At 64.8% G+C, this 13034-nt stretch carries 11 protein-coding genes; 2 read left to right on the forward strand and 9 right to left on the reverse strand.

Features of this window, described 5'->3' with window-relative positions; translation table 11 throughout:
- Positions 1–257: 257 nt before the first annotated feature.
- The 5 genes from lpxC to murB form a co-directional block, all read right to left on the reverse strand.
- A complete protein-coding gene (gene lpxC / locus J8I29_RS08190) occupies positions 258–1217 on the reverse strand; it encodes a UDP-3-O-acyl-N-acetylglucosamine deacetylase (RefSeq protein ID WP_105862085.1) in 960 nt (319 codons plus the stop codon).
- A gap of 326 nt (positions 1218–1543) precedes the next feature.
- On the reverse strand, positions 1544–3202 hold the full coding sequence (ftsZ, locus tag J8I29_RS08195) for a cell division protein FtsZ (protein WP_105862086.1): 1659 nt from the start codon (positions 3200–3202) through the stop codon (positions 1544–1546).
- 240 nt (positions 3203–3442) lie between these two features.
- A complete protein-coding gene (ftsA, locus tag J8I29_RS08200) occupies positions 3443–4768 on the reverse strand; it encodes a cell division protein FtsA (protein WP_105862087.1) in 1326 nt (441 codons plus the stop codon).
- Complete coding sequence (locus tag J8I29_RS08205; protein WP_209431255.1) at positions 4765–5601, reverse strand: cell division protein FtsQ/DivIB; 837 nt, start codon at positions 5599–5601, stop codon at positions 4765–4767. The genes ftsA and J8I29_RS08205 overlap by 4 nt, the downstream gene beginning before the upstream one ends.
- A gap of 285 nt (positions 5602–5886) precedes the next feature.
- Complete coding sequence (gene murB / locus J8I29_RS08210) at positions 5887–6804, reverse strand: UDP-N-acetylmuramate dehydrogenase (RefSeq protein WP_209431256.1); 918 nt, start codon at positions 6802–6804, stop codon at positions 5887–5889.
- Positions 6805–7079: 275 nt separating this feature from the next.
- Between murB and J8I29_RS08215 the strand changes: the two genes are divergently transcribed.
- On the forward strand, positions 7080–7667 hold the full coding sequence (locus J8I29_RS08215) for a nucleotidyltransferase family protein (protein WP_209431257.1): 588 nt from the start codon (positions 7080–7082) through the stop codon (positions 7665–7667).
- Entirely contained in the window at positions 7664–8212 is a 549-nt protein-coding gene (locus J8I29_RS08220) for a DUF4269 domain-containing protein (RefSeq protein ID WP_209431258.1), read from the forward strand. The genes J8I29_RS08215 and J8I29_RS08220 overlap by 4 nt, the downstream gene beginning before the upstream one ends.
- A 157-nt stretch (positions 8213–8369) precedes the next feature.
- On the opposite strand, the gene J8I29_RS08225 is transcribed toward J8I29_RS08220, so the two are convergent.
- The 4 genes from J8I29_RS08225 to J8I29_RS08240 form a co-directional block, all read right to left on the reverse strand.
- Positions 8370–9092 (reverse strand): DNA alkylation repair protein, encoded by a 723-nt coding sequence (locus tag J8I29_RS08225; RefSeq protein ID WP_209431259.1) that lies wholly within the window; start codon positions 9090–9092, stop codon positions 8370–8372.
- Positions 9093–10508, reverse strand: a complete 1416-nt coding sequence (gene murC, locus J8I29_RS08230; protein ID WP_209431260.1) for a UDP-N-acetylmuramate--L-alanine ligase — start codon at positions 10506–10508, stop codon at positions 9093–9095. It lies immediately after the preceding gene.
- A 153-nt stretch (positions 10509–10661) separates the two neighbouring features.
- Positions 10662–11753 (reverse strand): undecaprenyldiphospho-muramoylpentapeptide beta-N-acetylglucosaminyltransferase, encoded by a 1092-nt coding sequence (gene murG / locus J8I29_RS08235; protein WP_245443345.1) that lies wholly within the window; start codon positions 11751–11753, stop codon positions 10662–10664.
- Positions 11750–12919 carry a putative peptidoglycan glycosyltransferase FtsW gene (locus J8I29_RS08240; RefSeq protein ID WP_105862093.1) on the reverse strand — a complete coding sequence of 390 codons (1170 nt, stop codon included), beginning with the start codon at positions 12917–12919 and terminating at the stop codon, positions 11750–11752. The genes murG and J8I29_RS08240 overlap by 4 nt, the downstream gene beginning before the upstream one ends.
- Between the last annotated feature and the right edge of the window lie 115 nt (positions 12920–13034).

The raw sequence follows: 13034 nt of genomic DNA on the forward strand, positions 1-13034 counted from the left end.
CAGACCTCTACTTCGACTAGTACCGGCATTGTCGCGCGCTTCCGGCGGATGAAACCATCCATCAGCTTCGCACCACAACGTTAAGACTTCGTGGTTCGACATTCACGACCGACACCCGCCCGTCCGGATGGATAGGTGTTACGCCGGCAGCAATGCAGGGGCCCTTGTAGCCGATTGTCCGGCCAAGCGCCACCGCCTCTACAAAATTGTACAATGCTTTGCGGCGGCGCTGTCAAGCGAGGCAAAAGCCTTCGCACTCAATTGGTATCAGGCGCGAAGGCCGCTGCGGCCAAGCCGCTGGAGAGCTCGGCATGGCCGCTCTCGCGACGTACCGGTGCATCGACCATGGTCCAGGCGCTGTCGTCGGCGAACAGGGCCTGAAGCGTCATGTAATTGACGCGATGTCCGCCGCAATAAGAGCGGAACTGACCGATCAGCGGCGCACCGGCGAGAGCCAGGTCACCCACCGCATCGAGCATCTTGTGACGCACGAATTCGTCGGCATAGCGGAGGCCTTCCGGATTGAGGATGCGGTCCTCGCTCAGGGCAACCGAGTTCTCCAGGGACGAGCCGAGTGCCAGTCCCCGTTCCCACAGCTGTTCGACATCCTTGACGAAGCCGAAGGTACGGGCGCGCGACAATTCACGACGGAAGTTGTCGGGCGTCAGGTCGAGCACGCGGCGCTGCCGGCCGATCAGGGGCGAGTCGAAATCGATCTCGACATCCATGCGGAAACCGGTGTTGCCGGCCTTGTCCCAGGGCGTCAGCTCGGCCCAGGCCCGGCCCATCTCGACGCGGACCGGCTTGAGCACCTTGATCTGCCGGCGGCGTGCCCGCAGCGTGGCGATACCGACCTGGTCGATCGCCGCAATATAGGGAGCGGACGACCCATCCATGACCGGGATTTCCGGCCCGTCGACCTCGACCGTCACATTGTCGATGCCAAGACCGCGCAAGGCAGCCATCAGATGCTCGATGGTAGCAACCGAGGCGCGCGTGGCGTCGCCGACGACCGTGCACAGGCGCGTATCGATGACATTGTGATAATGAGCAAGGATCTCCCGCTCACGCCCGTTCTCGAGATGCGTGCGCAGGAAGATGATGCCGCTGTCGGCCTCGCTCGGATGCAAGGTGATGGAGACAGGCTTGCCAGAATGGACACCGATCCCTTCGAGGGATACCCGGTCATTCAAAGTCGTCTGGAAACCAGATTTCATGTGCGTATTCCACAAGCCGTCCGCCAGGGTGGCGGTACCCAACCGAAACTAGACCGGCCTGCTTTCTGTTTGACCCTTTGGTCCTATCATTCCCTGTCACGAGGACAGGGACTCGGACCTTTCTTCGAAAATACGTAAAGCAAAAACCAAAGGTTTAGCCAAATCACGCTTTCTTACGGTCTGTAACACAAGCTCGCCAAGTTCCGGCCAGTGAGCCTAGTTTTAAAATCCTTAATCATTTCAAAAAATTACGGCCCGGGTGCATCACCCGGGCCGCCATTGATCCGTGCTATGGTTACGATTTCGTCACAAGGCCGAAATCGGCCTCAATTCGAGTGACGGCGCAGGAAGGCCGGAATCTCGAGCTGGTCGTCCTCGATCGAACGGGACGGCTGCGGGGCCGGACGCGGGGCCGGCGGACGGCGCTGGGCCTCCGGCGGACGCTGCGGAGCCGGACGCGGCTCCGGCTGGCGGGCGACCGGCGCCGGCTCGTGCTCGGCCTCTTCGGCCTCGGGCCGGCCAAGGCCGACCGCAGCCAGGCGCTGGAGCAGCGTCATACGCTTCTTATCGCCGGCCTGGGGCGCATCCGGGCCACGCTGAGCGGCGATCTGGGCCTGAGCCGGCATCGGCAGGTCCTCGATGCGCGGCATGCGCGGCGGGCGAACGACGGCCCGTTCCGGTGCCGGCGGCACGAAATGCTCGGGCTCGGGATGATGCTCGGGCGCGCGCGGCGCTTCTTCGACCACCGGCTCGCGGAACAGGGTCGGCTTGGGGGCCAGCGGGCGCAGCGTCACGTCGTTGGCGGCAGCCACCGGCTCCACGGGAGCGGCAGGCACCGGCTGGGCGATTTCCTGCTGGATCGGGGCGGGTTCGACCGCCACCGGGGCCGCCGGCGCGACATTGCGCGGTGCGGCGACGCGGGCGGCCTGAGCCGCCTGTGCCGCAGCCTGGTCACGCACGCGCTGGGTCATTTCCGCCAGGCGAATGTCGTCCTTGGAAGGCGAAGCCTGCGGCAGGATGGCCGAGTCGATGCCGGTGGCGACCACCGACACGCGCATCGTGCCTTCCAGCGACGGATCCTGGGTCGCGCCCAGAATGATGTTGGCTTCCGGATCGACTTCTTCACGAATACGGGTCGCCGCCTCGTCGAGCTCGTAGAGCATCATGTCGGGGCCGCCGGTGATCGAGATCAGGAGGCCGCGGGCGCCCTTCATCGAGACGTCGTCGAGCAGCGGGTTGGCGATCGCCGCTTCGGCGGCCAGGATGGCGCGACGTTCACCCGACGCCTCGCCTGTGCCCATCATCGCCTTGCCCATCTCGCGCATCACGGCGCGCACGTCGGCGAAGTCGAGATTGATCAGGCCGGGCTTGACCATGAGGTCGGTGATCGAGGCGACACCGGAATAGAGCACCTGGTCGGCCATGGCGAAGGCGTCGGCGAAGGTGGTCTTGTCGTTGGCGACCCGGAACAGATTCTGGTTCGGGATGACGATCAGCGTGTCGACGCTCTTCTGCAGCTCGGCAATGCCGGACTCGGCCAGGCGCATGCGGCGCAGGCCTTCGAAATGGAAAGGCTTGGTGACGACGCCGACGGTGAGGATGCCGACCTCGCGGGCGACGCGGGCGATCACCGGGGCAGCGCCGGTACCCGTGCCGCCACCCATGCCGGCCGTGACGAACACCATGTGGACGCCGTTGAGGTGATCGCGGATCTCGTCGATCACTTCCTCGGCGGCGGCACGGCCGACCTCAGGCTGCGAACCGGCGCCAAGCCCCTCGGTAACCTGGATGCCCATCTGCACGATGCGATCGGCCTTCGAAAGGGTCAGGGCCTGTGCGTCCGTATTGGCGACGACGAAGTCGACGCCCTCCAATCCGGCTTCGATCATGTTGTTGACGGCGTTACCGCCAGCCCCACCAACGCCGAACACGGTGATACGCGGCTTCAACTCCCGGATATCCGGCATTTTGAGGTTGATCGTCATGGTTCGCCTCTTTTGCAAGACGCGTCGCCGCGCCCCTTAAATTGACCTTCATCAAGGCCTTACGACCCCTTCCTGCCCTTTGAATCAGAAAGTTACTGATTTGCGAAGCAGGCATTTGTGTAATCCGGCTAAATTTGACCGGAAAAATTAGTCAAAATGGCCTTGAAAAACCGGCCATTCTTCGTGTCTCAACGTTACCTTTGCGATTCGAAACTCGATTTCCCTTTTGCAAATCGAAGTTTAGAAACTGTGTTTCAACCAACGTCCGACCCGACCGAAATAACCGTCTGTTCCGGTGGCTTGCGCCCGCGTCCGGACCTGCGGCTCGAAGTGCTCCACGCCCGCAATCTGCGGATAGACCAGGAGGCCGGCTGCCGTGGCGAAAGGCGGTCCCTTGGCCGCTTCGGGCATGCCGGCAATACCGAGCGGACGCCCGATGCGGACCTGCCGATCCAAGATCTTGCGGGCCAGTTCCACCGTGCCCGTCAGTTGGCAGGCGCCGCCGGTCAGCACGACGCGGCGACCCGCCTCGGCCCAGGCGCCCGAACCCCGCAGGCGGTCGCGTACCATTTCGAGGATCTCCTCGATGCGCGGCCGGATGATGCGGACCAGGCGCGAACGCGGCACGTGATGAATGCCGTCGCCCTGGTCATCCCCGACGGGGGGGACGGCGATGGTCTCTCGGTCGTCCGAGGGGCTGGCGATGGTGGCGCCGTAGAGAACCTTGAGGCGCTCGGCCTCCGACAGCTTGGTCGACAGGCCGCGCGCCACGTCGGTCGTGACATGCGCCCCGCCCACCGGCAGGCTGTCGGCGTGCACGAAGGCGCGGTTGGCGAAGACGGCGACCGAGGTAGTGCCGGCGCCCATGTCGATCAGGGTTACCCCCATCTCCGTCTCGTCGTCGACGAGAGCCGACAGGCCGGCGGCGTAGGGCGTCGCGACCATCGCCTCGACGTGAAGATGGCAGCGCTCGATGGCGAGCATCAAATTCTTGGCCGGCGTGGATTCGGCCGTCACCACATGCATGTCGACGCCGAGTTGACGTCCCAGCATGCCCCTGGGATCGGAGATCCCGCCGACGCCGTCGAGCATATGGCCGATCGGCAGCGAGTGCAGCACGGCGCGCCCGTCCCGCACGGAATGGCTGGCGCCGGCATCCAGAACGCGGTGAATGTCGAGATCGCAGACCTGATGGCCGCCGACCTCTACCGTGGCCGAATAGTGTTCGCTCGCCAACCGCCCGCAGGAAATGTTGACGATCACAGAATCCACCCGCACCCCGGCCATGCGTTCAGCGGCATCGACCGCATGGCGGATCGCCTGCTCGGCGGCCTCCATGTCGACGACGGCGCCGGACTTCAGCCCGCGCGAGCGTTGATGGCCGATACCCAGGATCTGGGCCTGGTGGCTGCGGCCCGGCAGGAGGTCGGCTCCTTCGAGCGGACGCAGCCGCGCGATGAGGCAGACGATCTTGTTGGTGCCGACGTCGAGCACCGACATCACCGTGGTGCGGCGCGGCGCCAGCGGCTTGAGCTTAGGGGTCAGGCCATTCTCGAAGGGGCTCATGCTTTGCCCCCCTTTGCCTTCTTCTTGGACAGCGCGTCGGCCCGGGCAGCCGCGGCCTGCTCACTCAAACGAAAGGTAGCGCGATCGGGCATACGCATGTCGACTGCCAGAATATCCTTTTCCAAAACCTTGGCCTTCCGCTCGAGGCCAGCCAGACTCTTCAGGGCCTGATCCGGGCTATCCTCGGGAAGGCGAACGACCACGCCATTATCGAGCGTGAGATTCCAGCGGCGCTGGGAGACGAGCGTGGCCCCCTTGACCCGGCCGCTCAGTTCGGGCGTGGCGGCGACCGCCGCGACGATTTCGCTGGCCCGCTTGTCGGCTCCCTCGCCCACCACCAGCGGCAGATCGGCAAAGCGAGCCTCGACATGGTCCTCCAGGACCACGCCGTCTTCGGCAATCACCTTGACCGAGCCGTCGCGCTGCCACAGGGCATAGGGGGTACGCTCCTCGATGGTGACCGAGAGCGTCGAAGGAAACAGCTTGCGAACCTGGGCCGATTTCACCAGCGGCAGCTTCTCGAGCCCCTCCCGGGCCGCCTCGGCATCGAGAAACAGCAGGGAGGAGGTATTGGTGACCCCGGCTGCGGCGAAGATCTTCTGATCGGTCAGTTCGCGCTGGCCGGTGACGGCGACGGTCTCGACCCGGAAACCGAACAGATTGGCCGCCATGTCGAGCGGCGCGCCATATTGAACCTTCATCTGCGGCCAGACCGGTCCGGTCTGGGCGCCATAGACGATGGTTCCCACCAGAAAGCCGGCCGACAGCATGAGCCCCAGTCCGCGCGGGGGCTTTGCCAGCAGACGCTGCAGCCGCGACGAGCGCTGATCCACGAACGTCCTGGTCGTGAATCCGGCTTGGCGCAGGGAGGACAGATTGAACAAACGCAGCATATGCTCGAAGCCAACGCTCTTGAGGAACCACCCGTTAGGACGGTCTTTTGAAGGGCGATCTCAGGAGCTGACCACCCCCCTCAAGCGGGAAATGCTTCATGCCCCATTAAGGTTAGCTTTCGGACAAATCAGTAAACAATCGGTTAGCGGCGCTTCAGCTTTGCCGCTTTAGACCCTGGCATGGCTGATAAATCGACACCCCATCCGGCCTGGCATGCCGCAAGGTCAAGCCGCCAGCCCCACGCGCTTGATTTCCCATTCGAGTTCGATGCCCGAATGTTTCAGCACGCGCTCGCGAACGGTCTCGCCCAGCGCCTCGATGTCGGCGGAAGAGGCCGTGCCGAGATTGACCAGGAAATTGGTATGCATCGGCGAGACCTGGGCGCCGCCGACGGTCAAGCCGCGGCAACCGGCTTCGTCGACCAGCTTCCAGGCGGAATGGCCGGGCGGGTTCTTGAAGGTCGAGCCGCCGGTGCGGGTATTGACCGGCTGGGACGAGGAGCGGGCCTCGGTGATCTTCTGCATCTCCGCCAGGATCGCCTCGCGATCGCCCGGCTCACCGCGGAACGTCGCCTGGGTGAACACGACATCGGCCGGTACGCTGCAACGCCGATAGCTGAAGCCCATGGCGGCAGCATCGTAGACGGCGATGGAGCCATCCCGGCGGATGGCGCGCGCCGAGACGAAGACATCCTTGGTCTCGCCGCCATAGGCGCCGCCATTCATGCGCAGTGCCCCGCCGATCGCGCCGGGAATGCCGCGCAGGAAGGACAGGCCCCGGATGCCTGCTTCCGCCGCCGCGCGAGCCACCTTGACATCCGGCGCTCCTGCGCCGGCCGTAATGGTCAGGCCATCGACGGCAATGCCGCCAAAGCCCCGGCCGAGACGGATGACCACGCCCTCGACGCCGCCGTCACGCACCAGAAGATTGGAGCCGAGCCCCACCACCATCCAGGATATCCGCGCCGGCAGTCCGGCCATGAACAGCGCCAGATCCTCCTCGTCCACCGGCGTGAACAGCAGCTGCGCCGGGCCACCGGTACGAAACCACGAGAGCGGCGCCATCGGTGCATTGGCTTCCAGCGTACCGCGCAATCCCGGCATCGACGGGCGCAGAGAGGGAATGAGGTCGGGAAAGATCATGGTGTCCGAAAAAGATCCAATACGGAATATCTCGATGTTGCACACGAATGGGCAGCATTGAGATATTCCGCAAGTGTTTAAAATCCTGCAGGCTCCTCTTGATCGACCCATAGGTCGATCAAGAGGAGCCTGCATTGCGGCGATCCGGGATTTGGAATGCCGGCCTTATTGCCTACATTCGCGAAAAAGCCCAGCGATTCCGCCAGGGCGTTCGGCGATTTCCGGAGTTGTCGGGAAGCGCAAAGACGCGTTGAACCAGAGAGTTAGAGCGAGCATTGCCGGATCGATCCATCTCCCCGGAAGAACGCCTGCGCATCATCGTCCGTGCGGACGAGAACCTCATGGCCTTCCTCGCCGTCGCCCGCTCCTTGCGCCTGCCGCAATGGCGGCTGGCTGCCGGCTGCGTCTATCAGACCGTGTGGAACAGTCTGAGCGGGCTCCCTGCCGCCACTGGCATCAAGGATTACGATCTCATCTATTTCGACGCCGCCGACGTGAGCTGGGAGGCGGAGGATGCCGTGATCAGGCACGCCGCCCCCCACTTCGACGGCCGATGGCCGGTCGAGATCCGCAATCAGGCCCGGGTCCATCTGTGGTTCGAGCAGCGCTTCGGCCAGCCCTATCCGCAGCTCCGTTCGGCTGACGAGGCTTTCGGGCACTATGCCGCCATCGTGCATGCGGTCGGCATCCGGCTGGAGGACGACGACACCATCGACATCGCCGCACCCTTCGGCCTCGACGACCTCTTCGGCATGATCATCCGCCCCAATCCGGGACGCCGCGGCGACAAGGGCCTGGCCGCCAAGGCGGCACGCGCGAAGGCGATCTGGCCCGAATTGCGCCTGGTGGACCTGCAGCCATGACGGCAAGACCGGGCTACACGCAGGCTCTGCAGGCGACCGGATTGCTCGACCTTTTGCGCGCCTATGATCCGCATGTCGCCGGCACGCCCCCTCTCGGCGTCGATCTGCCCGCCAGCGATATCGACATCCTCTGTCACGCCCCCGACGCCCTCGCCTTCACCCGAACGATCTGGCAAGCCCTTGTGGGAGCTCCGGCCTTCTCCATCCATCAATGGACCGGCGGCGGGCGGCCGGTGATCGCCACTTTCACGGCGCAGGGCTGGTGCTTCGAGATCTTCGCCTCCATCCAGCCCGTGGCCGAACAGGCGGGCTGGCGCCATTTCCTGGTGGAGCGTCGCTTGCTCGCCCTGGGAGGAGAGGCTTTGCGCAGCAGCGTCGTGCAGCATCGCCAGGCAGGCCTGAAGACCGAACCCGCCTTCGCCGCGGCACTCGGCCTGAAAGGCGATCCCTATCGGGACTTGCTCGAACTGCACCGGCAAACCGATGGCGACTTGGTAGCGATCCTCGCCGCCGCTGGTTATCTGGCACACTCGGAGCAGAGCTGAGAGCCGGCCTCGGAAAGACGGCCACGCGGATAGGCTATCTGGTGAAGATTGGCAGGAAACTCGGTGTGCCGATCTCCAGATCGGCATTTTTTTGGGCAAACGCAGCATTTCGGACCATGCCGATCTGGAGATCGGCACACCGAAACTTCGCCTTCTGTCACTTTCCGATGTGCTTCAAGGCCTCGCGGCGGCTCAGATTGCTGAGTTCGGGGTGTTCGGCGACGTAACGGGAGACCTCCGCGGGATCGATGCGTGCATGGTGCCTGAGAGCCCAGCCGATCGCCTTGCGCAGGAAGAACTCCCTGGAGCCAATCGACGGCGCGATACAGGCGTAGAGGAGCTCGAGATCGGTCTCAGCCTTGGCGCCGAGCTGGCAGAGGATCGCGCTCCGGCGCTTCCACATATTGGCGTCGACGGACCAGGCGAGCATGGCCTGCCGCATCGCCGCGCCGTCATTGCGCAGGATCGTCAGCAGGCGATGGGCGGCGATGGCATCGACATAGTCCCACCAGGCGCCGCTGACGATCATCTCCTCATACAGCGGCAGGGCATCGATGCGCTGGAACGTTCCGGCGGCGTGCAGGCCGGTCAGTTCGATGGCGGCATAGCGCTCCTCGCGGAAACGGGCGCCACGCCAGATGGCGAGGACCTCCGCCCGCCAATGCCCGGCGCTCTCGAAGCGCAGATCGGCGAAGATCGCCCTGCAGATCTGCCTGAGCGGCACGGCGGAGACGCCCAGATAGGGCATCGCCGATTTCATATAGGCCTGCATGGCCGGAGCCCGCTTGGGATCGGCGGCGGCCGCCAGACGCGAATGGATCGTCTCGGCCAGGCTCAGTATGCCCCTCCGACCGTCATCTCGTCCGGGGCTCTTCGACATTCAGACCGATTTGCCGTCCAGCGCCGCCAGTTCACCCGGCAAGGCATAGGCCCATTGCGTGATATTGCCGGCGCCGAGGCAGATCACATAGTCACCGGGCTTGGCTGCCGAGGCGACCAGGCCGGCGAGTGAACCGGGGCCATCGAGGGCGACGACATGACGGTGGCCGCGCGCCCGGATGCCGGCGACGAGGCCTTCCTTGTCGGCTCCCGGGATCGGCACCTCGCCGGCCGCATAGACATCGGCGACCACGACCATGTCGGCATCGTTGAAGCAGGCCGAGAACTCGTTGAACAGGCTCGCCAGGCGGCTGTAGCGATGCGGCTGCACCACCGCGATCACCTGGCCGGTGGTCGAGGCTCGTGCCGCCTTGAGCACGGCGGAGATCTCCACGGGGTGGTGGCCGTAATCGTCGAACACGGTAACGCCGTTCCATTCCCCGGTACGCGTGAAACGCCGCTTCACGCCGCCGAAACCTTCCAGGCCCTTGCGGATCGCCGCCGCGTCCATGCCGAGATTATGGGCAACCGCGATGGCGGCGGTCGCGTTGAGGGCGTTGTGGCCACCCGGCATGGGCAGGCCGAGATCGGGAAGCTCGACCACCGCGCCGGTCTTGCGGTCGCGAATGACGACGCGAAAGCGCGAACGCCCACCCGATAGGTCGAGGTCCATCAGGCGCACGTCGGACTGCGGGTTCTCGCCATAGGTGACGACTCGGCGATCCTCGATGGTGCCGACGAGTTCCTGCACCACGGGATGATCCAGGCACATCACGGCGAAGCCGTAGAAGGGGATGTTCTCGACGAAAGCCCGGAAGGCATCCTTGATGGCGTCGAAGGTCTTGAAGTGATCGAGATGCTCGGGATCGATATTGGTGACGATGGCGACATCGGTCGGCAGCTTGAGGAAGGTGCCGTCGCTTTCGTCGGCCTCCACCACCATCCAGTCGCTCGAACCCAGGCGCGCATTGGTGCCATAGGCATTGATGATGCCGCCATTGATCACGGTGGGATCGAAACCGCCGGCGTCGAGCAGCGTGGCCACCAGTGACGTCGTGGTGGTCTTGCCATGCGTGCCGGCAATGGAGACGCAGGTCTTCAACCGCATCAGCTCGGCCAGCATTTCCGCGCGCCGCACCACCGGCAGGCGCTTCTCGCGCGCGGCGGCGAGTTCCGGATTGTCGCGCTTGATCGCAGTGGAGACGACCACCACCTCGGCATCGCCGATATTCTCGGCGGCATGACCGATGAAGGTCTTCACGCCCTTATCCTTCAAGCGCTTGACGTTGTAATTGTCGGCAGCGTCCGAACCCTGCACCGTGTAGCCCAGATTGACCAGCACTTCGGCAATGCCGGACATGCCGATGCCGCCGATGCCGACAAAGTGGATGGGGCCAATTTCACGGGGCAGCTTCATGAGGTCTCTCGAAAAGGTGGAATTTCGGTTCGTATAGGGGCGACAGGGCCGGGAGGCAAATTCGGAGCGCGGACTTCCAGTCCTCCTATTGGAGACGGCGCGCGTGCGAGACCGCGAAGAGCGGACAGGATGTCCGCGCTCCAAGGCCTGCCGTCACATCGCCGCCAATTTCACCACCCAGTCGGCGAGGCGATCGGCGGCGTCGGGAATGCCGGCATTCCGGGCATTGGCGGCCATGGCCTGCAACCCCACCGGATCGGCGAGCAGTGCCGTGAGATCGGCCGCGAGGGTCTCTGCGGTGAAGTCCGGCTGCATCACCAGCCGGGCTCCGTCGACATTGGCGAGCGTACGGGCATTGGCGGCCTGGTCCTGGTCGAGGGCCCCAGGCAGAGGCACGAGGATCGACGGGCGGCCGATGACCGAAAGCTCGGCCACGGTGGAGGCACCGGAGCGGCTGATCACAAGATGCGCCCCTGCGATGCGGGCGGGCAGGTCGCGAAAGAAGTCCTGCACGTCCGCAGCGACGCCGAGGCCGGCATAGGTCTCCCGCACGGCAGCAAGATCCTCCTGGCGCGCCTGCTGGACGATACTGAGCCGGCGGCGCAATTGCTCGTCAAGCCGTGCGATCGCCGAAGGCACGATGGCCGACATCACCGCCGCGCCCTGGCTGCCGCCGAAGACCAGCAGATTGATGGGCCCGTCCAGGTCAGGATAAGGGATCCTGGCCGCCTCCATCACCGCCGGCCTGACAGGGTTGCCGGTGTGGACGAGCTTCGATTTCGGCACATTGTCCATCATCGCCACATCGGCAAAGCCGGTGGCAATGCGGGTGACCTTGGGCGCCAGCATGCGGTTGGCCCGGCCCATCACCGCATTGGCCTCATGGATCATGGTTGGGATCTTGCGCCATGCCGCGGCCGTCAGCGGCGGCAGGGTCGGATAGCCGCCGAAGCCGCAGACGACGGCAGGCCTGATACGGCCGAGCATGCGCCAGGCCGCCAGCGTGCCGGAGCCGAGGCGCCAGAGGGTATTGGCCATGGCGAGCGGCGAGCGCGAACGTACGGTCTCGGACGGGATGACATGGATGTCCTCCCAGGCAAAGGTGCCGGTGTAGCGCTCCACCCGTTCGTCGGTGGCAAGATGCGGGCGGAAACCGAGCGGGACGAGGGCGCCCGCCAGCGCTTCGGCCGGAAACAGGTGACCGCCGGTACCGCCGGCGCAGAGCAGGACGACCTTGCCGCTCACGACGACAACCCGATGCCGGCGGCCGCCTGGGCCCTGCGGTCACGGAAGCTGAAGGCGCTTTCGAGCATGTCGGTGCGCGGGCGGCGGCGGGTGAGCGCCAGCACCATGCCCATGCCATAGGCCACCGAAATCAGCGAGGAGCCGCCATAGGAGATGAAGGGCAGCGTCATGCCCTTGGCGGGCATCATGTGGAGATTGACCATCAAATTGATCGAGGACTGCATTCCGAACAGAAGGGTGAGACCGGCGGTGGCGAAGCGGCAGAAGGGATCTTCGACCTTGTAGGCGTGCCAGAAGCCGCGCAGCACGATGAGGGCGAACATCGCCACGATCACCATGACGAAAAGAAGGCCGAACTCCTCGCCGGTTACCGCCATGATGAAGTCGGTATGGGAGTCCGGCAGGATCAGCTTGTAGGTGCCCTCGCCCGGCCCCTTGCCGAGCCAGCCGCCCGACAGGAAGGCATCGCGCGCCACATCGACCTGAAAGGTATCGGTACCCTCGGGCTTGAGGAAGCGGTCGATGCGCGAGGTGACGTGCGGGATGAACTGATAGGCCGCCACGATGCCGACGATGCCGACGCCGCCGAGCCCCAGCATCCAGAACCAGTGCAGCCCGGCCATGAAGAACAGCGCGCCCCAGACGATGGAGATCAGCATGGTCTGTCCGAAATCGGGCTGCAGGATGAGCAGCCCCGCCGAGCAGGCCAGCAGCAGCATGGCGAGAATGTTGGCCGGTACGTCCGGCCGCTTGACGTTTTCGGAGAACAGCCAGGCCGCCAACACCACGAAGGCAGGCTTGAGGAATTCGGAAGGCTGAATACCCGCAATCCAGCGCCTGGAACCCTTCACCTCGGCGCCGAACAGCAGCGTCGCCACCACCAGGGCGGTGGCGAACAGGAACATCACCAGGGCCAGCCGGCGGATTGACTGCGGCGACAGGAAGGACACGCCGATCATCACCATCAGCGCCACCGGGATCATCATCGCCTGGCGGTTGACGAAGTGGAACATGTCGGAAATGCCGATGCGCTCGGCGACGGCGGGGCTCGCCGCCAGCAGAAGCACGATACCGGTCAGCATCAGGGCCAGGATCGTCATCAGCATCAGCCGATCGACGGTCCACCACCAGGCATTGAAGGCTGAACGTTCGGTACGCGAGGCCATGAACAGGGAGTCCGTCAGCTGAGGGAGGATCGCCCTAGCAGTGCTCCCGACAGGGTTTAGGAAGGGTTAAATGCAGAGGCCTTGCCGCGTTTTTGCCGGCAATCGGGCCTGAAAT

Origin of the sequence: Labrys sp. LIt4, assembly GCF_017813775.1 — a bacterium.
GTDB classification, from domain to species: domain Bacteria; phylum Pseudomonadota; class Alphaproteobacteria; order Rhizobiales; family Labraceae; genus Labrys; species Labrys okinawensis_A.